The organism is Stenotrophomonas sp. 1L-E-5-B-C3, assembly GCF_057292075.1.
The window spans coordinates 80,486-100,567 of sequence record NZ_JBXAWS010000004.1 but is presented as its reverse complement, the minus strand read 5'-3'; the positions used below and the strand labels follow the sequence as shown (position 1 = coordinate 100,567).

Genomic DNA, 20,082 nt, shown 5'->3' with positions numbered 1-20,082 from the left:
ACTCAGCGGGGTGCGGCCGGCGTGGCCGCAGCGGGGGAAGTGGGGTGGCGCTTGCGCCATTGCTTGAGCACGGCGGTGCGCAGCGACAGCAGCAGCAACCAGCCCAGGAAGCCGATCGCCAGCCAACCGCTCAGCGTGAACACATCATTGAAGCCACGCACGTTGGCTTCGCGGCGCGTGGTCTGCGCCAGCTGCGCGCTGCCCTGCGCACTGCGCAGCACCGGGTCGGTGATCTGTGCGCTGTACAGTTGTTGCTGGATGCGCAGGCGCTGCGCCACCACCGGGTCGGCCGGGTCGAGCTGGCTGGTCAACGCGCTGGAGTACAGCTGCTCGCGGTGCAGCTGGAAGGTACCCAGCACCGCCGAACCGGCCAGGCCGCCCAGCGTCTGGGTGATCGACAGCGTCACCAGAAAGGTGATCATGTGGTCCACACCCTGCTTCAGCGCGGCGGAAATGCCGAGCATGATCAGAGGGCCCATGAACATGCCGGCACCCACCGAAGCCAGGAACTGGCTGACGTAGAAATCGTGCGGCCGATCCATGCTGGTGCGGTGCTGATCGAAGAAGGCGGCAGCGCCCAGCAGCAGGATCGCCATCAGCAGCTGCGGAATCAGCCGCTTCGGGCCGAAGGTCAGCGATGCACCAGCGATGCCCGTGACCACGCCCGCGAGGATCACCACGAACAGCGGGCGCATCTGGTCAGGCCCCATGCCCAGTGTGCGCATCAGGTTGACCACGCCGTAGGACTGTTCGGTGGTCAGGAAGCGGATCAGGAACGCGCCGACGATGAAGTGCAGTACCGGCAGCTTCGACAGCCAGCGGATCTGCAGCAGCGGATTGCGCCGGTAGTGTTCGATGATGAAGGCGGTGGTGGACAGCACGATCGCGGCGACCAGCGCCCAGCCCAGCCACGGTGTGTTGAGCCACCAGCGGGTGTAGCCCTGCGCCAGTACGATCACCAGCAGGGCGACGGCGGGGGCGAGCAGGGCGAAGGTGAGGAAGTCCAGCGGCTCGAAGGCTTTCACCTGGATGCCGGGCGGCAGCTTCAGCACCACCACCGCCGCGAACGCGCACAGCGCCAGCCCGGCTTCGAACGAATACAGCTGGTGCCACTGGCCGGTATCGACCAGGCCTGGCGAGACGATCCAGGCGATCGGCACCGCCAGCTGCGAGAGGCCCACGCCAACCACCAGCAGGTTGCCGGTGAATCGGCGTGGCAGCGCCTGCAGCATGTACAGCGTGCCCAGTGTCGAACAGGCCGCGCCGGCGAAGCCGCTGGCGGCACGGGTCAGCATCGTGGTCTCGAAGCTGCCGACGAACAGATGCAGGACGGCCAGAGCTGCGTACAGCCCCAGCCCGATCTCGGCGAACAGGCGGATGCCGTACTGCTGGCGGAACTTGAAGGCCAGCAGGTTGGCCGTGACGTTGACCATGGCATAGGCCGCCACCAGCCAGCTGCCCTGGGTCGGGGTCAGTGCCAGCTGGCCCTGCAGGAAGGGCAGGTTGGCGGTGACCAGCGCATTGCCGAGGCCACCGGTGATCGCCACCAGCAGCGACACCAGTGCGTAGGCCACACGTCGATACGGTGGGTGCCAGGGCATCGACGCCGAACCGGGCATGGTCGGCTTCTCGTGCTCCTCCCAATCCGGAACCGGCTTCAGATACGGCTGGACCATCAGCGGGCCTCGCTGGTTGCTCCCTGGAGACCCCCGCGCAGCAGCTGCAGGGCACGCCCGGCAAGGTGGGCGCGCTCGTCGCGGGTCTTGCCGCGCAGGGCTGCGCCCAGCATGCCCGAGATCAGTGAAATGTCCGTCTTCTCCAGGTCGGCACGGCACAGTCCGGCGGCCTTGGCACGGGCGATCGGTGCTTCCAGCAGATCGCGCACGGTCTCGCGCGCGGTGCGCATGGCCGGCACGTCCGAATCGACTGCACGCCAGTAATCGGCCAGTGCCGGCGAATCGATGATGCGCTGGGCCATACCCTCGAACACTTCGAACAGGGCATCGTCGCGGTCGCCGAGCTGCTCGACCTGGCGCCGGATGCGATCGACCGTACGTTGCAGCAGTGCCTGGATCAGCGCGGTGCGGTCGGGGAAGTTGCGGTACAGGGTGGCGCGGCCCACCTGGGCGCGTTCGACCACCAGGTCGAGCGGGGCGGTGACACCGTGTTGGCCGAACACATGATCGGCGGCGTCGAGGATAAGGGCGCGGCGGGCAGCAGCATCGGCACGTTGGGCTGTCATGGGTTCATTTTCGGACAAAAGTGTCCGATTGGCGAGACATTGAGTGACGGGATTGTCCGCTTGTTGTGGTACGCACATCTTTGTGACGGATGCGTGATGGACGCTGCACAGAGAGATGGGGGCCAGAAGGCCCCCATCGGATCTGCTTGCAGTGGATCCACGCCATGCGTGGTCTGAGGCTGGGGTCAGAGCCCATTCCTGCGGAATGGGATCCGACCCCGCGGCACGATCAGAAGAACGCGCGGATGCCGAATGCGACACCGCGGCCCGGCAGCGGCGAGTAGTCACGCAGCAGCGAGGTATGCGGACGCACTTCGCGGTTGGTCAGGTTGCTGCCATCCAGGAACACCTCGTAGCTGTTGCTCGCGTTGCGATCCCAGCGGTAGGCCAGGTGCGCGTCGACAAGGGTGTAGCCGTCGCTCGGCGCTTCGTTCTGGGCGACATCCTTCTGGCGGCTGTAGCGGACCGCACCGACCGAGGCGCGCCAGCCGTCCTTCGACCAGCGCAGATCGGCGCCGACGCGGGCCGGGGCGATACGCGGCAGGTAGCCGGTGTTGGCCAGCTCCACGCTGTAGTTGTGGTTGTGGTCGCCATGCGGCACGGCGATGTCGAGGTTGCGGCTGCCGCTGCCATCCAGCTTGGCCTTCACATAGTCGCCGAACACGCGCAGGTCCCAATCACCGGCGCCGCCTTCAAACAGGTGCACCAGCGCTTCGGCTTCGGCACCGCGGAACACCGCATCCTGCTGCGTCCAGGCGCGGACCGGCAGGCCCTCGGTGACGCCGGTGTCGGCCAGGTAGATGAAGTCCTTGAACCTGGTCTGGTAGACCGACGCGGAGAAGTCCAGGCGTTCGCTGTGGGTGTGGATACCCAGTTCTACGCGCTGGCCGCGCTCGGTCTTCAGGTTGGCGTCGCCGATTTCCAGCGAGCGGGTGGCGATATGCGCGCCGGCGGCATACAGCTCTTCGTTGGTCGGTGCACGCTCGGAGCTGTCCACGCCGATGCGCAGGTCGACGGTGTCGTTGAGCTTCCAGATGCCGGCCGCAGACAGGTTGGTGGCGCCGAAGGTGCGGCGGCGATAGTCACCGGTCGGGTCCAGCTTGACCTGATCGTGGCGGCCGCCCAGTTCCAGCTTGAACGGGCCGAACTGTTTTTCCTGCAGTACGAACAGGCCGATGTTCCTGGTGCCGGTATCCGGAACGAACGCCTCTTCGCCCTTGGCACCGAAATCACTGTTGCCGAACTGCAGGCCGAAGGCGCCGTCCCAGCCGCCGATCTGCTGCTGCACGGCTTCCAAGCGCGCCTCGATGCCACGGTTGGTGAAGCGGGTGGACGGCGTGCCGGCTTCCACCTCCACGTGCTCGTAGTCGGTATAGGCCACGCGTGCGTTGATGTTCTTCAGGAACGAGACCGGGTTGTAGATGCCGGCCTTGGTCTCGAAGCGGTTCTGCACCATGTCGATGCGCACGTCATGCTCGTCGCCGCCTTCCTCTTCATCGCCATGGTCGTGGCCGTGGTCATGGCCATGATCATCGCCATCGGCATGCACGTGCGCGCCATTGGGAATGCCGTAGTTGGTGCGATAGGTGCTGGCCGATACGCCGAAGTAGCCGCCGTCGCCCAGCCAGGTCGCGCCGACGCCGCCGGCGCGGGTGCGGATGGAGCTGTTGTCGAGGCGGCCGCGGCGCGGCTCTTCGCCTTCCTCGCCCGCGTGCTCATGGTCGTGATCGTGATGGTCTTCAAGGCTGTCGATCACTGCATAGCCGGGAATGCGGTAGTCGTCGCCGTTGCGGACCAGGCCGTCAACATGCAGCACGACATTGCCGCTGACGCCATCGAGGCGGAACATGCCGCTGCGCTCGTTGTTCACCGAATTGCCGCGCAGTTCGGCGCGGCCGCTGAGCGGGCGCTCCGGCAGTTCGCGCGCGATGCGGCCATCCACCACATTGACCGCGCCACCGATGGCGCCGCTGCCGAACAGCAGCGTGGCCGGGCCCTTCAGTACTTCGATCTGGTCGGCCAGGAACGGCTCGATGCTGGTGGCATGGTCGGCACTGACGGTGGAGGCATCCATGTTGCCCATGCCATTGGACAGCACGGCCACGCGCGGGCCTTCCTGGCCACGGATGATCGGGCGGCCGACGCCAGGGCCGAAGAAGGTGCTCTGCACGCCGGGCAGCTTGGCTACGGTATCGCCGAGGGTGCCGGCCTTCTGCTCGTCCAGTCGTTCACCGGCCAGCACATCGACCGGGCGCGCCAGCGATTCGGCATCGCCCTGCAGCGGCGAGGCAGTCACCTGCACCGACGACAGTTCGGTCAGGTGGCGGTCACGATGCGAGGAGTCCTGGCCGGCTGCAAAAGCGACGGACGGCAGGAGGGTGGCGAGGGCCAGGGCCAGGGAATGCGGCTTGAGCCGCGGGGTGTGGGCGGGCATGGAGCGGGTCCTTTGTTACAGTGTATCAATCACTGGGCGCACGAATCCCGTCAGCGGGACAGGGGGAGGGAAACCGTGCGGGTCGGGAACAGATGTTATATTATTCCATAACGATTCGCCGACCCTGCTGGAAGTCATGTCCCTGTCCTCACGCCTGCGCCACCTGCTTGACCGTTTCGGCGCCACTGGTTCGATGCTGTGCGCGGTGCACTGCGCGGTGATCCCCGTGCTGCTGGCGGCGGCGCCGTCGCTGGGCCTGTCGTTCTGGCTGAGCGATGGGGTGGAGCAGGCGCTGGTGGTGTTCGTGACCCTGCTGGGGCTGTTCAGCCTGGTCTGGGGTTATCGCCGGCATGGCGCACTGCGCGCGCTGGGCTTCCTGATTCCCGGCCTGGTCGCGTTGTGGGCTGGCGTGCTGTACGACCCGCTGCACCACAACGCGGTGCCACATGCGGTGGTGATGACCATCGGCGGCCTGCTGGTCGGTGTCGCGCACCTGGTCAACCTGCGCCTCAACCACGGCCACGTACACGACGCCAGCTGCGCGCACTAGGCGCTCCGTGATAGGCTTTCTGATCGTGCGCGGGGGCGCCCAGCAAGGCGGCCCCGCCGAACCCGTGTCAGTACGGGGTAACCAGATTTCACATTTGAGGAGTTGAAGACATGGGTAAGGGTGACCGCAAGACCGCCAAGGGCAAGCGCTACAACGCCAGCTACGGCAACGCCCGTTCGCACACCGCGAGCAAGGTCGCCGTAGGCGCCGCCGCCCCGGTTGCCAAGAAGACCGTGGCCAAGGCTCCGGCGAAGAAGGCTGTGGCGAAGAAGGCCGTCGCCAAGGCCTGATCCGGCTGGTCGACCGCTTCAAAGAAAAACGCGGCGCCTGGCGCCGCGTTTTTTTGTGCTCGTCGTTCCGCTTGCTGCGTTCGCCGGGCATGGCCCGGCGCTACCCATTGCTGGCACGGTAGCGCCGGACCATGCACGGCGGATGACGTACGATCAGCGCAGCGTCTTCGTCAGCGTCTCCGCATTCCCGTCGTTCGGCGCCGCCGGTACCTGCAGCAGGTGCGCCAGCAGCGGGTAGACGTCGACATTGTCGAAGCCGTCGATCACCAGGCCCTGGCGGAACGACGGGCCGCTGGCCACGAACACCGCACGCATCGACGGCAGGGCATTGTCATAGCCGTGCGAGCCACGATCCTGATGGTCGCGCTTGGCGATCTTCTCCTGATGCAGGGCATCCCAGCCTTCATCCATCACGCAGACAATGGCGGGAACGCGCGGGTGAGTGCCGTAGTGCAGGCGCGCCGGCAGGTTCTCTTTCTTCCAGCACTCATACCGGTCGTGACGACCGAGCAGGGCGCGCTCGGCGGCGGCTTCGTGACCGGCCAACGGCGCAAAACCCACCGACTGGCCCTGGCTGACGTTGCGTGCGATGGCCGGGTCGACCATTGATTCGGTGGAGATCACCTGGCCGACCGGGACGCTGGCCATGCCATGGTCGGAGACCACGATCACGTTGGTGGTCGCGGCCAGGCCGCGTTGCTGCAGGCCGTCGAGTACCTGGCCGATGATCTGGTCGGCGCGCACGATGGCGTCGGCGTACTGCTTCGATTCGGGGCCGTAGTTGTGGCCGGCCTTGTCCACGTGTTCCATGTACAGCGTAGTCAGGCGCGGTGCGTCGGCATCGGTCTGTGCAAGCCAGTCCAGCACGGTGCCCGCGCGTTGTTCCAGCGGTTCCTTGCCGTCGTACACGCGCCACTGGCTCGGGCGCACACCGCGGATTTCCGATTCACTGCCCGGCCACGAGGTGGTGGCCGAACGCACCCCGGCGTTCTCGGCGCCGACCCAGATCGGTTCGCCGCCCCACCAGCCGCTGGTGGTGACCGCCTCACGGTTGCTCAGTTCGAACCGGCCCAGCGTTGCATCGTCCATGCTGTTGTTGACGATGCCGTGGTGGTCCGGGCGCAGGCCGGTGACGATGGTGTAGTGGTTGGGGAAGGTCAGCGACGGATAGGACGGGGTCATCCAGCGAGCACGCACGCCGCCGTCGATCAGTCGCTGCAGGTTCGGAGTCAGGCCGCGGTCCAGCGCATCGGCGCGCAGGCCGTCGATAGAGATCAGCAGCAGCTTCGGCGGCGCAGCCGCAGCGACGGAAGTGGGAACGGAGGCGGAAGGGGCGGGCGCGGTGGTGGTGCAGGCCGCCAATGGCAGCAGCAGCGCCAGCGCGCAGGTCAGGCGTACGGAAGTCATCCGCCCATGATAAGCCGGTGCAATGACCACCCCAAGACACGGCGCGCTATCGCGCGCCGTGTCCGCGCATTTTTCCTTATCCCCGCGCCATCGGCGCGCCCCCTTCAACAAGAAGGGGGCTCCTCACCAGACATACCCCGTCGATTTCATTCCACCCCTGATGCGGCCGGAGCGTGTCGACCAAGGTCGCCACCTACCCACAGCCGCGCGTACCAATAATCGCCGTTACCAGCAGCCGCGTGAACCTGTCGAAGGCGGGGCGGTGTCGGATTGCGGGGTGTCCGCGGCATGGATGCCGCGGCCAAGCCTACAAGGACGTACTTGCGGCGTCCCCGCAATCCGACACCGCCCTGCCAACCCACGGATAGCCCGCTTTTGACGTTGACGTTGACGGTGATTCGGCGGGTGCAGGGCGCAGCCCTGCCGGAAAACCTACCTCTCAGGCGAACAGCGATGCCTGGCGTTGTTCCAGTCGCAGCAGTGCGGCCTTGGTTTCCAGTCCGCCACCGAAGCCGGTCAGTGCCCCGTTGCTGCCGATTACACGATGGCAGGGGAGGATGATCGGCAGCGGATTGCGGCCATTGGCCGCGCCGACGGCGCGGGTCGCGCTGGGCTGCCCCAGATGCTGCGCCAACTGCAGATAGCTCCAGGTCTGGCCGAACGGGATCAGCGCCAGCGCCAGCCACACGCGCAGCTGGAACGGCGTGCCGCGTGGCGCCAGTTCAAGGTCGAAGCTGCTGCGTTCGCCGTGCAGGAACTGCAGCAGCTGCTCGCGTGCTTCCGGCAGCGCATCCGGCGCGTAGTGCCAGTCGTCGCGCCCGCGTGCCGGGTGGCGGTTTTCCGGGAACAGCACGTGGGACAGACCACGTTCGTCACCGGCGATGGTCAGCACGCCGATCGGGCTGTCGAAACGATCGAACAACAGGGTCATGTCGGTTCTCCAACGAAAGTGCCGGACAGGTGCCAAAGATGCAGCACGGCATAGGCGCGCCAGGGGCGCCACGGTTGCGAGCGTGCTTCGGTGGCACGTTCGCTCAGGCGCTCGCCCTGCGCATGGCCGAGCACCTGCTGCAGTACCAGGTCGCCGGCGGGGAAGGCATCGGGCTGGCCGAGCCCGCGCAAGGCGATGTACTGCGCGGTCCACGGACCGATGCCCGGCAGTGCCACGCAGCGGGAAACGAACTCTTCCAGCGCCTGGCCCGGGCCGAAGTCGAGCGCGCCACTGGCACAGGCGGCGGCAAGCGCACGCACGGTGGCGGCGCGGCTCCGTGGCAGCCCGATCGACTCCAGCGGCGCTTCGGCCAGCAGCTCCGGCGCCGGGAACTGGCGATCGAATTCCGGCGGCATGCCCGGCAGGTGCGCGCCATAGGCATCCACCAGCCGCCGGGCGAAGGTCGTGGCCGCAGCGACGCTGACCTGTTGGCCGAGCACCGCGCGCACGCCCACTTCGAAGCCATCCCAGCCGCCCGGGACGCGCAGTCCGGGACGTTCGGCAATGCCGCGCGCCAGCAGCGGCTCTTCGCCGAGCGCGGCGTGTACCTGCTGCAGGTCGGCGTCCAGATCGAACACGCGACGTACGCGGCGCACGATGTCCGGGATCAGGCGCGGATCGACCGCGCCCAGCTGCAGGCGCAGTTCCGGGCGCTTCGGGTCGGCGGTGACGCGCAGCAGGGTGGGGCGCTCGGGTGTGCCGAGCACGCGCTGGTAGCTGTCTTCGCCGATCAGCTCGATGCCGGGCAGGCTGCGCTTGCGCAGGAAGGCCAGCATGCGTGGGAAATCCAGTGGTGGCCGGTATGCCAGACGCAGTACCAGGCAGCCATCGTCGGCGGCCAGCGGCTGGTGCTGGCGACGCAGTGCGGTCGGCGCCATGCCGCAGCCTTGCAGGAAGGCCGTGTTGAAACGGCGCAGGCTGTTGTAGCCGGCGGCCAGTGCGACGTCGGTCACCGGCAGCGTGGTTTCGGTCAGCAGCTGCTTGGCCAGCAGCAGGCGATGGGTGGCGTGGATCTGCCCTGGCGTTGCGCCCAGATGTTCAACGAACAGGCGCTGCAGCTGGCGCGCGCTGAGTCCGATCTTCTCTGCGAGGTCGGCTACCGGCTGTTCCTGCAGGAAGCCACCATGGATCAGGGCCAGTGCGCGCTGCACGGTCTGCCCGGCCAGTGCCTGCTGCGCCTGCGGTGCCAGCTCGGGGCGGCAGCGCAGGCACGGGCGGTAACCGGCTGCCGCAGCAGCGGCCGCAGTCGGGTAGTAAGTGATGTTGCGCGACTTCGGTGGCGGTGCCGGGCACACGGGGCGGCAATAGATGCCGGTGCTGCGCACGGCGGTGTAGAACACGCCGTCGAAGCGTGCGTCGCGGGCCAGGCGGGCGCGGTCGCAAGCGGCGGTGTCGAGGGCGAGGGCGGTGTCCATGGCGCCAGTCTAGGCGCGTGCGGGCGGCGATACTCGCCGGATTCGGACATGGATGCTGGAGGGGGTTCTGGCAGGGCTTGCAGCCCTGCACCCGCAACGTCACCGTCAACGTCTCAATCAAAAGCTGGCAGTCCGTGGGATGGCGGGGCGGTGTGGGCTGGCAGGACACGCCGTAAACCCGTCCCTGGGGGCTCGATGGCGCCATCCATGGCGCCAACGGTCCTGTCAGCCCACACCGCCCCACCTCTGACAGTTGGTCGCTGCAGTTGGTGGGTGCCGACCGTTGGTCGGCACGCTTTTGCTGTTGGTAGGTGTCGACCTTGGTCGACACACTTTCCCAAAGGTCAGAAGGGGTTCAGTGCCACGCGCTGAATGCGCGTCGTGGACGGGTAGACTGTGGCTCTTGCTCCCATGAATCCCGGTTGCCCGATGTCCGCCAAATTCCGCTGGTTGCCCCTGTTGTGCCTGGCCCTGGCGGGCTGCAGTCAGTTGGAGAATCCGGGCAATGTGACCGCGGCCGACAAGGCGGCGCGGGCGCCAGCCAGCGATGGCGAGAACATGGTGTCGATCAATGCCGCCGATGCACCGCCGCCGCCGGCGCCGCCGCGTAGCCGGGCGGATCGGCCGTGGCCGCAGGCCCAGCTGGAGAATGGCCGCGCCTGGGTCAGCTGCAGCACCGAGTATGCCGGCGATGCCGGCGACGGCACCGAGCTGGAAGGCCTGCAACGCGACCAGATCAGCCAGGCGCTGGCGCCGTGCGCCGAGCGTGGCCTGTTGCGCGTGCGCTACGCCGGCAAGATCAATCCCGGCTTTGCCGAGATGATGTGGCGTTTGGCCGTGGTCGCCGACGAACAGAAGATCCACAAGCGCATCCTCGACCTGGACTCCAGTGGTGGCCAGGTCGAATCGGCGATCGTCGCCGGCGACAGCATCGGTGAATCGGGCTGGACCATCTGGGTGCGCGAAGGCTCGATCTGCCATAGCGCCTGCGTGTTCGTGCTGGCCGCCGGTGACAACCGCCTGCTGTCAGGCAAGGTCGGCATCCACCGCATGATGCGCATCAGTTCCAAGGCCACCTCGCGCGCTGAGCTCAACCGCGAGCTGCACGAGGTCTACGACAACGTGAAGGATTACCTGCAGCGCAACGGCGTGGCGGTAGGCGTGGCCGACCTGATGATGACGGTGCCCAATCGCAGCCTGCGCCTGCTGACGCCGGACGAACTGCGCCAGTACGGCCTGGACGGCACCAACGCGGTGCAGGACGACCTGGAGCGGATCAAGCAGATGCGTGCGTGTGGTGACGACTTCGTGCAGCGCAAGGACGCGTTCCTGATTGCCTTCGACCAGCAGTGCAAGCACGAAGGCGCCGACATGGAATCGATCAACAGCTGCGGCCAGGCGTTGAAGCAGCGCTTCGGCTTCCCCGATGCGGTGTGCCCGGAAGAAAGCCCGCTGTCGGAGATCGATGTAGCAACGCTGCCGCCTGCGCCTTCGGAGCCACCGCCGGTGGCCGAACAGGCACCGGTGAACACTGCCGCGCCCGCTGCACAGGTCGATGCAGCAGTGGTGGAAGGCAACGCCCCGGCACGCTGACGGCGTAGTCACTGCGCTGGCGTAGACTGCGGTTCTTTCCCGAGAACCGGCGGTGTCCATGAAGCGCGTGCTCCTGCTGCTGTCCTTGCTGCCCTTGATTGCATTGGCGCAGGCGCCTGCACCCGTCACGCCCGCCCCGGCGCCCGCCCGCCCGGCACCCACGTCGCCAGCAGCAGCAAAACCGGCCACGGCCGGCGCGCCGGCGCTGACGGCCGCGCAGCAGGCCCAGGTGCAGAAACAGGACGCGGAAATGGGCGCGGCCGCAGTGAAGGCTGCGCAGCTGGTCGATGCCAACCGCGCAGGTGAATTGTGGGATGGCGCTTCGGCCGTCGCGCGCCGCGCAGTACCGAAGGCGGCCTTCGTCAGCCAGCTGACCAGCGAGCGTGCGCGGCTGGGCGCCCTGGCTGGCCGTGGCCAGCCGACCATCACCCGGGTCAAGTACAACGCCGGTGCTGCGGTGCCCGAAGGCCTGTACATCAACGTCAGCTTCCCGACCCGTTTCGCCAACAGCGCACAACCGGTGCGCGAACTGGTGTCGTTCCGTTTCGACGAGGACCAGGTGTGGCGTTTGGCCGGCTACAGCCTGCGCGCGTCCGGGCCCTGAGGAGATAGACCATGGCAACCGAACTGACAATGCTGGCCTGGGCGATGCTGCTGGGCTTTGTCTACATCTTCGCTACCTCCACCGTGGTCACCCGCGAGCGCGGAATGAAGTGGAATGCCTCGGCGCGTGATGGCGAAGCCAGGCCACTCAGCCCGCTGGCCGGTCGCCTGCAGCGGGCCCAGGCCAACTTCCTGGAGACCTTCCCGTTCTTCGCCGCTGCTGCGATCGCAGTGGTGGTGGCTGGGCGCGGCAACGACACCACCGCATTGGCGGCGCAGGCTTACTTCTGGGCACGGGTGGTCTATCTGCCGTTGTATGCCGCAGGCGTGCCGTACGTGCGCAGCCTGGTCTGGCTGGTGTCGCTGTTGTCGATCCTGGCTCTGGTGTTCGCGCTGCTGTGATTGCGGCCTGATCCAGATCAAGGCCGCTCAGGTCCGCAGCGCTATGCTGGCGGCGACTGAATCAACGGCAGGAGGCGCGCATGCGCAGGATGGACGTGGTGGTGGTCGGCGCCGGACCGGCGGGTCTGTGCTTCGCGCGTGCGCTGGCCGGTAGCGGCCTGCAGGTCGGCATGGTCGAAGTGCAGCCGCGCCAGGCACTGGCCGAGGCTGCCTTCGATGGCCGTGAGATCGCGTTGACCCATGCCTCGCGGCAGAGCATGGAACAGCTGGGCCTGTGGCAGCGCCTGCCGGACGCCGAAGTCGCCGAATTGCGCGATGCCAAGGTGATGAACGGCGGCTCGCCGTTCGCGCTGACCTTCGCCAGCGGCCAGGTCGATGGCCAGCCGCTGGGCTGGCTGGTACCCAACCATCTGATCCGCCGCGCCGCATGGGATGCCGTGCAGGACCAGGATGGACTGGAACTGTTCGACGGGCGCAAGGTGCAGAGCGTGCAGGCCGATGCGCAGGGCCATGTGGTCACGCTGGACGACGGCAGCACGCTGCACGCGCGACTGCTGGTGGCCGCCGACAGCCGCTTCTCCGCAACCCGCCGCATGCTCGGCATCGGCGCGCAGATGCGCGACTTCGGCAAGTCGATGCTGGTGTGCCGCATGCAGGTCGAGCGCGATCATCACCACACTGCCTGGGAATGGTTCGGCTACGGCCGCACCATGGCGCTGCTGCCGCTCAACGAGGGCCAGGCGTCTGCGGTGATCACCTTGCCGCCGCGCCAGATTGAAGAACTGCTGGCGATGGATGAGGTGGCCTTCGGTGAGGCCATCAGCGGTTGCTTCGAGCACCGCCTGGGCCGCATGCAGCCGGTGGCGACGCCGCAGGCGTATCCGCTGGTCGGCGTCTATGCGCACCGTTTTGTCGGCGAGCGTTCGGCGTTGATCGGCGATGCCGCGGTGGGCATGCATCCGGTCACCGCCCATGGCTTCAATCTGGGCCTGGCCAGCGCGCAGCGGCTGGCGCAGGGCATCGTCGAACAGCAGCGTCGCGGTGCCGATATCGCCGCCGCCGGCATGCTGGCCAGCTACCAGCGCGGTCATCGGCTGGCATCGCGGCCACTGTACGAGGCCACCAACGCGATCGCCAGCCTGTATACCGACGATCGCCGCCCGGCGCGGCTGCTGCGCGCGGCCGGCCTGCGTCTGGCACAGGGCGTGGCACCGTTCAGGCAGTTGATCGCCTCGCACCTGACCCAGCGCGTGGCCTGAACCGGTTCAGATCAGGCCGTTCAGATCAGCCGGCGGCCAGCACGCGGATCTGGCTGTCGGCGAATTCAACCACCTGGCCTGCGCGGATCTTGCAGGCCTTGCGCAGTTCGACCTCGCCGTCGACCAGCACCTGGCCGTCGCTGATGACCATCTTGGCCTCGCCGCCGCTGGTGACCAGGTCGGCCAGCTTGAGCAGCTGCTTGAGCTCGACGTAGTCGCCGTCGAGGTCGAATTCGAGAATCTGCATGGAACGGGTTTCCTGGGAAGGGGCGCCGGATTCTGGCCGGGCCGGGAGAGGGCGCGTATTGTGCGCCAGCACGGGGCATGACGGCACACGCACGGCAACCTGTATGCATGGTTCAGGATCAATGCGGTATGATTCCGCTCTGAGCGAGTGAAATCTCCTCCAACCGAGCAGCGCCAGGGCACGCGATAAGAAGGGCGCCCAAAGCGCGGACCATCACCTTTTTTATCGCACTGCCAGGAAGACGGCAGTGTCTTCGGAGTTCCCCATGTCCCAAGAATCCCAAGCGCAGCTGCAGTTCGCGCAGCTCGGCCTGTCCGAGTCTGTCATGCAGGCGGTCACCGCCATCGGCTACGAAACCCCGTCGCCGATCCAGGCTGCCACCATTCCGGCGATGCTGGAAGGCCGTGACGTGCTGGGCCAGGCCCAGACCGGTACCGGCAAGACCGCCGCCTTTGCGCTGCCGGTACTGTCCAACATCGACCTGCAGCAGATCAAGCCGCAGGCGCTGGTGCTGGCCCCGACCCGCGAGCTGGCCATCCAGGTCGCCGAGGCGTTCCAGTCCTATTCCTCGAAGATCCCCGGCTTCCGCGTGCTGCCGGTGTACGGCGGCCAGCCGTACGGCCAGCAGCTGTCGGCGCTGCGTCGCGGCGTGCACATCGTGGTCGGTACCCCCGGCCGCGTCATCGACCACCTGGATCGCAGCACGCTGGACCTGTCCGAGCTGAAGACGCTGGTGCTGGACGAAGCCGACGAAATGCTGCGCATGGGCTTCATCGACGACGTCGAAGCCGTGCTGAAGAAGCTGCCGGCCAAGCGCCAGGTCGCCCTGTTCTCGGCCACGATGCCGCCGCAGATCCGCCGCATCGCGCAGACCTACCTGCAGGACCCGGTGGAAGTGACCATCGCGGCCAAGACCACCACCTCGGCCAACATCCGCCAGCGCTACTGGTGGGTGAGCGGCATGCACAAGCTGGACGCGCTGACCCGCATCCTGGAAGTCGAGCCGTTCGACGCGATGATCATTTTCGCGCGCACCAAGGCCGGTACCGAGGAACTGGCCAGCAAGCTGCAGGCCCGTGGCCTGGCCGCTGCCGCCATCAACGGTGACATGCAGCAGGCGCAGCGTGAGCGCACCATCGCCATGCTGAAGGAAGGCAAGCTGGATATCCTGGTCGCCACCGACGTGGCTGCCCGCGGCCTGGACGTGGAACGCATCAGCCACGTGCTGAACTACGACATCCCGTACGACACCGAAAGCTACGTGCACCGCATCGGCCGTACCGGCCGTGCCGGCCGCAGCGGCGAGGCGATCCTGTTCGCCACCCCGCGCGAGAAGGGCATGCTGCGCCAGATCGAGCGTGCTACCCGCCAGCCGATCGAAGAAATGCAGCTGCCGAGCGTGGAAGCGGTCAACGACAACCGCATCAACAAGTTCACCTCGCGCATCACCGAGACCCTCGGCCAGGGCGGCCTGGACTTCTACCGCCAGCTGTTGGAACGCTTCGAGACCGAGCAGAACGTGCCGGCCATCGAAGTGGCTGCTGCGCTGGCGAAGATGATGCAGGGCGATACCCCGTTCCTGCTGCAGCCGCCGGTGCGTGCACCGCGCGAAGAACGTGCGCCGCGTGAGCGTTTCGAGCGCACTGAGCGCCCGGAACGTGGCGATCGCAACGAGCGTGGTCCGCGCTTCGAGCGTGGCCCGCGTCGTGACGATGCCGAGGGTGGCTTCGAGCAGCGCCCGCGCCGTGATGTGCCGCCGCGCGGTGCACCGGAGCAGGGCATGGAGACCTACCGCATTTCGGTCGGCCACCAGCACGGCGTGAAGCCGGCCAACATCGTCGGCGCCATCGCCAACGAGGCCGGCCTGGAAAGCCGTTTCATCGGCCGCATCGACATTCACGATGACTTCTCGCTGCTGGACCTGCCGGCGCAGATGCCGTCGGACGTGCTGACCCACCTGCAGAAGGTGTGGGTCTCCGGCCAGCAGCTGCAGATGCGTCCGCTGGCGGCTGGTGAAGAGATCAACCCGGCGCCGCGTCCGTTCAAGCCGCGCTTCGACAAGCGTGGTCCGGGTGGTCCGGGTGGCCCTCGCCGCAGTGGCCCGGGTGGCCCTGGTGGCGACCGCGGTGGTGACCGCGACAGCCGCCCGCCGCGTCGTGACGGCTTCAAGCCGCGCGGCCCGCGCAGCTACTAAGCCCCACCTGCGGTCCTGAACAACGCCAGCCTCCGGGCTGGCGTTGTCCGTTGTCGGCCCGGAAAAGGGGACGGAGGGATTAAGTCGTTTATGCCCGGCAGTGCGCTTATGCCGAAAACGACTTAATCCCCTCCGTCCCCTTTTCGCATGGCAAACACATTGGCGGTCATAGGCTGGCTCGGTTCCAAGGGAGGTTGTCACCGCAGCACATTCGGGGGGATCCGGGATGGGTAGGAGTGGCACGGACCAACACAGCCGGCGGGTGCCGATGACCCGTGGGCTGGGACTGCGATTTGCGTTGCTGACGGGCATGGCGATCGGGCTGGTCGCCTTGTCCGCCCTGATCCAGGAGCTGCAGGCGGCGTCCACGGCCTGGATTGCCGGGCAGGGCTACTGGTCGCGGGGGCAGCAGGATGCGACCGCTGCGCTCAGCCGCTATCTGGCGCGCGGCGACGCACAGGACCTGGACGATGCGCGGCAGGCGCTGCAGGTGCCCTTGGGCGACCTGCAGGGGCGGCTGGCACTGGAGCAGGCTGAACCCGATGAGTCACGGGCCCGGCAGGGCTTCCTGCAGGGCGGCAATGCCCGTGCCGATGTACCGCGGTTGGTGTTCTCGTTCCGCTATGCGCGCGATCTGGGCGCTTTCCGCGAAGCAACCGCGCTGTGGCGGCAGACCGATGGCGACCTGATGGCGGTGCAGAATCTGGTCGCGGAGCTGCAGCGACGGCATGCCGGAGGCAGCTTGCCGGTGGCCGATCGCGATCGCTACCTGCAGCAGCTGCGGGATCTTGATCGACGCCTGCAGGTACAGGCGCAGGCGTTCTCGCAGGCGCTGCTGCGGATGGCCACGATGGTGCGGGTGGCGACGCTGATGGTCGGCGGCCTCTCGGTACTGGCGATCAGCCTGATGGCGGTGGCCCTGGCGCGTCGCGTCGGCAAGGACCTGACCGAGCACGAGAGCCGCTTCCGAGCCGCGTTCTACCAGGCCAACGTCGGCATGCTCAAGCTCGACACCGATGGCAAGGTGATGGAAGCCAACCAGGCGATGGCCGATATCCTCGACTATCGCCGCGACGTGCTGCTGCAGATGTCACTGGGTGATCTGCTGATGGAGGGCGAACTGGTCATCGATGGCGTGGGCCGCATCGACTGGGACCGGCAGCTGCGACCGAGCGAGCTGCGCTTCTGCCGCCGCGATGGCAGCCTGGTCTGGGGGCGCTGGAGTGGTACCGGCGTGCGCAGTGCCGGTGGTGGGCTGTCGGTGTTTGCGATCATCGAGGACGTCAGCCAGAACCATGCACTGGCGCGCGAGATCGAGCATCACGCCAGCCACGATCCGTTGACCGGTCTGATCAACCGTCGAGAGATCGAGCGGTTGCTGGAACGTTCGCTGCTGCAGGTGCGCAGCGAGGGCGGCACGCATTCGCTGTGCTACATCAACCTGGATCACTTCAAGCTGGTCAACGACAGTTTCGGCCACGCTGCCGGTGACCAGATGCTGCGCAGTTTCGCCGACTACCTGGTGGCAGCGGTGCGTGATGGCGACTGGGTGGGCCGGCTCGGTGCCGACGAATTTGCGGTGTTCCTCGCCCATGCCGGGCAGGACGAGGCCAAGCGGGTACTGCAACGGGTAATCCGCAACCTGGGCCAGGCCACGTTCCCGATCAGCGAGGGCAGCCCGCAGTTGAGCTGCAGCATCGGCGTGGTCGAGGTCAGTGCCGAGGCGCCGGACGCGAACTGGTTGATGAGCGCCGCCGACAGCGCCTGCTATGCGGCCAAGCAGGCCGGCCGCAACCGTGTGCATTGCTTCAACGAGAACCGCATGGCGCTGGAGGAGCGGCGCCAGGAAGCCGAGCGCCTGCAGGGCGTCAGCCTGGCGATGGCCGAGAACCGCATGCTGTTGTATGCACAACGCATCGCCCGGGTGGGGGATCCGTCCTACCTGCACTACGAAGTGCTGGTGCGCATGCGTGGTACCGATGGCAGCCTGCACCTGCCCGGCCAGTTCATGCCGGCCGTGGAGCGCTATGGCATGGCGGTGGCGCTGGACCGGCACGTGCTGGGGCTGCTGTTCCGCCACCTGCAGGTCTGCCCGGCACACGTGCGCCAGCTGGGGCTGTGCAATGTCAATGTGTCTGCGCAGTCGATCGCCGAGCCCGGCTTCCTTGCCTTCGTCTGCGATCTGCTCGAGCGCAACCGCGCGCTGGCCTCGAAGCTGTGTTTCGAGATCACCGAGACCGCGGTGATCAGCAACCTCAGCCAGGCCCGCGCTTTCATCGATGCGGTGAAGGCACGCGGCTGCCGGATGGCCTTGGACGATTTCGGCTCCGGCCTGTCCTCGTTCGGCTACCTGCGCCAGTTGCCGGCCGACATCCTCAAGATCGACGGCACCTTCGTGCGTGACATGGATACCGACCCGATCAGCCACGCCACCGTGCGTGCGATCAGCGAGCTCGGCCGCGAGCTGCAGATGGAGGTGGTGGCCGAATGGGTGGAGACCGCCGAGGTGGCCGGCGCACTGACCCGGCTTGGCGTGCAGGGGCTGCAGGGGTATGCGATCGAGCGACCGCAGCCGCTGGAACGGATGACCCTGAGTGACCTGAGGCCGGTGCGCCTGGTGGCGGTGAAGGGGCCTCCGGCAGCTGGCTGAACGGCCGGTGGCGACTTTGGTCTACACATGCGCTGCGCGCCCGGCTGCGATAATGCGCGCCAGGGGCGACGCGCAGTGGGCGCGGACGTAAGCAGGAACAGGATGTGGCGTGGGCGTCAGGCAGTGGCGGTACGAAACAGGGACGCTGCTGGTCGTCCTGCTGATGGGAGTGCTGTTTCCCGATCCGGCGCACGCGCGCATGGCCGAGGCCGGCCGGGATTTCCTGCTGGTTGGTGCACCTACGGATGAACCGACGCCGCATCGTGGCTGCACGCCCGCGATGCTGGCCGGGCCACGCGAGCAGGTAGAGGTATCGGCGCCTCCCGGGGGCTGGTCGGGGCAACCCCAGGCCCTGGATGTGTTCAACGTGTTCGCTGGCGAAGTCCGCGTACAGCATGGCGACCGCGAGATCTGCGGCAACATGCACGATGCACGTACCCGTGATTCGCGCTTCCGTGCCGGCATCGGCCTGGTGGCGGTGCCGGCGGCTGGCAGCCATGAGCCGTTCCTGGTGTCGTGGCAGGCGCCGCTGAAGGCGTGCTGGGTGCCGACGTTGCGGCTGGGTGCGCCCAGTCCGGTCCAGCAGAACGATACCGCCCGCCTGCTAGTGCGCGCGGCGTGCATCGCGGTGGCGATCGCACTGGCGCTGTCGGCATTGATGGCCTACCTGACCACCCGTGACCGCAGCTTCCTGGTCTACATCGGCGCGACGTTCGTGGTGGTGTTGTGGCAGGCGATTCTTGGCGGCTTGAGCGGCTACCCCGAACCCTGGCTGCCGGTGGGGGAGCGCGGCGCATGGTGGCTGCTGGCGCTGACCGCTGCGACCCAGGCGCTGGTACTGCCTGCTCTGTGGCGCCTCAACGGCGGGGACCGCCTGCTGCCACGCTCGCGGCCGGCACAGCAGGGCGTGCTATGGGGCCTGCTGGGGCTGGCCGCGCTGGTGCCGTGGCTGCGCTGGGAAACCCTGGCGCTGGTCGCGGAGGGCCTGCAGCTGAGCTTCATCCTCGGTTGCCTGCTGTCACTGGCCGCCGGCATACGGGCGTGGTTGCGTGGTGACTGCTGGGCGCTGGCAGGCCTGGCGGCGCTGGTGCCGCTGCTGGTGATGATCGCCGCCGATGCCAGCAGTGCGGGGTGGCTGCTGGAATACCGGGTGGAAGCGCTGCAGCTGTCGGTGACCTGGCTGCTGATGATGGCCGCCTATGCCATGAACCAGCGGCTGGGCCGACTGCGCCAGCAGCGCGATGAACTGCGCCAGCTGGCCGAAACCGATGGCCTGACCGGGCTACCCAACCGCAGGGCCGGCCTGCAGCAGCTGGCCCGTCACCTGGCGCAGGTCGACCGTGAGCGCGGCCCGCTGGTGATCGGTTTCCTGGACATCGACCTGTTCAAGGACATCAACGACCGCCATGGCCACGCGGTGGGCGACCAGGTGCTGGTGGCGGTGGCGCGCGCGCTGCGCACGGCAGTGCGCAGCCAGGACGAGGTGGTGCGGATGGGCGGCGAGGAGTTCCTGCTGCTGATGCCGGGCATGCCGCGCGAAGCGGCGTCGGCGCGGCTGGATCGGCTGCGCCAGCGCATCATCGAGGCCGGCCAGGCGTTGCAGGTCCCTGGGCTGGAGGTCACTGCCAGCATCGGGCTGGCACAGTGGCGGCCGGGCGAGGATGATCTGGCCGCGCTGCTGCGCCGGGCCGACCATGCCATGTACGTGGCCAAGCGGGCGGGCCGCAACCGGGTCTTCGATGGTGAAGAACTCGACCCACCCGTGCCGGAATGAAGCGCAGCGGGCGGCGATGCCGGATAATGGG

16 protein-coding genes are annotated in these 20,082 nt (G+C 67.5%); 9 read left to right on the top strand and 7 right to left on the bottom strand.

Going from position 1 to position 20,082, the window contains the following annotated elements:
• Positions 1-2: 2 nt before the first annotated feature.
• The 3 genes from AC0Z6F_RS06920 to AC0Z6F_RS06910 form a co-directional block, all read right to left on the bottom strand.
• The gene (locus AC0Z6F_RS06920; protein WP_100468079.1) at positions 3-1,676 is read right to left on the bottom strand and encodes an MFS transporter; all 1,674 of its coding nucleotides are present in this window, start codon (positions 1,674-1,676) and stop codon (positions 3-5) included.
• Positions 1,676-2,242 carry a TetR/AcrR family transcriptional regulator gene (locus tag AC0Z6F_RS06915; protein WP_010483118.1) on the bottom strand — a complete coding sequence of 189 codons (567 nt, stop codon included), beginning with the start codon at positions 2,240-2,242 and terminating at the stop codon, positions 1,676-1,678. Before AC0Z6F_RS06915 ends, AC0Z6F_RS06920 begins: the two co-directional genes overlap by 1 nt.
• A 229-nt stretch (positions 2,243-2,471) precedes the next feature.
• Positions 2,472-4,676: a TonB-dependent receptor gene (locus AC0Z6F_RS06910; RefSeq protein ID WP_485616843.1), complete on the bottom strand. Its 2,205-nt coding sequence runs from the start codon at positions 4,674-4,676 to the stop codon at positions 2,472-2,474.
• A 136-nt stretch (positions 4,677-4,812) separates the two neighbouring features.
• Between AC0Z6F_RS06910 and AC0Z6F_RS06905 the strand changes: the two genes are divergently transcribed.
• Both AC0Z6F_RS06905 and AC0Z6F_RS06900 read left to right on the top strand, forming a co-directional pair.
• Entirely contained in the window at positions 4,813-5,226 is a 414-nt protein-coding gene (locus tag AC0Z6F_RS06905; protein ID WP_008264835.1) for a MerC domain-containing protein, read from the top strand.
• Between the two features lie 110 nt (positions 5,227-5,336).
• The gene (locus AC0Z6F_RS06900; protein WP_004150462.1) at positions 5,337-5,516 is read left to right on the top strand and encodes a 30S ribosomal protein THX; all 180 of its coding nucleotides are present in this window, start codon (positions 5,337-5,339) and stop codon (positions 5,514-5,516) included.
• A 153-nt stretch (positions 5,517-5,669) separates the two neighbouring features.
• Here AC0Z6F_RS06900 and AC0Z6F_RS06895 read toward each other — a convergent pair whose 3' ends face one another.
• The 3 genes from AC0Z6F_RS06895 to AC0Z6F_RS06885 form a co-directional block, all read right to left on the bottom strand.
• Positions 5,670-6,923, bottom strand: a complete 1,254-nt coding sequence (locus AC0Z6F_RS06895; RefSeq protein WP_485616841.1) for an alkaline phosphatase family protein — start codon at positions 6,921-6,923, stop codon at positions 5,670-5,672.
• A gap of 439 nt (positions 6,924-7,362) precedes the next feature.
• The gene (locus AC0Z6F_RS06890) at positions 7,363-7,854 is read right to left on the bottom strand and encodes a methylated-DNA--[protein]-cysteine S-methyltransferase (protein WP_485616840.1); all 492 of its coding nucleotides are present in this window, start codon (positions 7,852-7,854) and stop codon (positions 7,363-7,365) included.
• Positions 7,851-9,329 carry an AlkA N-terminal domain-containing protein gene (locus AC0Z6F_RS06885; protein ID WP_485616839.1) on the bottom strand — a complete coding sequence of 493 codons (1,479 nt, stop codon included), beginning with the start codon at positions 9,327-9,329 and terminating at the stop codon, positions 7,851-7,853. Before AC0Z6F_RS06885 ends, AC0Z6F_RS06890 begins: the two co-directional genes overlap by 4 nt.
• 429 nt (positions 9,330-9,758) lie before the next feature.
• Between AC0Z6F_RS06885 and AC0Z6F_RS06880 the strand changes: the two genes are divergently transcribed.
• From AC0Z6F_RS06880 to ubiM, 4 genes are all read left to right on the top strand, one after another.
• A complete protein-coding gene (locus tag AC0Z6F_RS06880; protein WP_448122725.1) occupies positions 9,759-10,922 on the top strand; it encodes a COG3904 family protein in 1,164 nt (387 codons plus the stop codon).
• Positions 10,923-10,980: 58 nt separating this feature from the next.
• The gene (locus tag AC0Z6F_RS06875; protein ID WP_012510487.1) at positions 10,981-11,526 is read left to right on the top strand and encodes a DUF4019 domain-containing protein; all 546 of its coding nucleotides are present in this window, start codon (positions 10,981-10,983) and stop codon (positions 11,524-11,526) included.
• A gap of 11 nt (positions 11,527-11,537) precedes the next feature.
• A complete protein-coding gene (locus AC0Z6F_RS06870; protein WP_004150677.1) occupies positions 11,538-11,927 on the top strand; it encodes an MAPEG family protein in 390 nt (129 codons plus the stop codon).
• 80 nt (positions 11,928-12,007) lie between these two features.
• On the top strand, positions 12,008-13,186 hold the full coding sequence (ubiM, locus tag AC0Z6F_RS06865; protein ID WP_004150679.1) for a 5-demethoxyubiquinol-8 5-hydroxylase UbiM: 1,179 nt from the start codon (positions 12,008-12,010) through the stop codon (positions 13,184-13,186).
• Positions 13,187-13,211: 25 nt separating this feature from the next.
• Here ubiM and AC0Z6F_RS06860 read toward each other — a convergent pair whose 3' ends face one another.
• Positions 13,212-13,433, bottom strand: coding sequence for an RNA-binding S4 domain-containing protein (locus tag AC0Z6F_RS06860; RefSeq protein ID WP_004150681.1), 222 nt, complete (start codon positions 13,431-13,433; stop codon positions 13,212-13,214).
• 265 nt (positions 13,434-13,698) lie between these two features.
• Here AC0Z6F_RS06860 and AC0Z6F_RS06855 point away from each other — a divergent pair, with 265 nt between their 5' ends.
• The 3 genes from AC0Z6F_RS06855 (at position 13,699) to AC0Z6F_RS06845 (ending at position 20,051) form a co-directional block, all read left to right on the top strand.
• Positions 13,699-15,627, top strand: a complete 1,929-nt coding sequence (locus AC0Z6F_RS06855) for a DEAD/DEAH box helicase (RefSeq protein ID WP_485616837.1) — start codon at positions 13,699-13,701, stop codon at positions 15,625-15,627.
• A 226-nt stretch (positions 15,628-15,853) separates the two neighbouring features.
• A complete protein-coding gene (locus AC0Z6F_RS06850) occupies positions 15,854-18,277 on the top strand; it encodes a putative bifunctional diguanylate cyclase/phosphodiesterase (protein WP_485616836.1) in 2,424 nt (807 codons plus the stop codon).
• Between the two features lie 109 nt (positions 18,278-18,386).
• A complete protein-coding gene (locus tag AC0Z6F_RS06845) occupies positions 18,387-20,051 on the top strand; it encodes a sensor domain-containing diguanylate cyclase (protein ID WP_485616835.1) in 1,665 nt (554 codons plus the stop codon).
• The last annotated feature ends 31 nt before the right edge of the window (positions 20,052-20,082 follow it).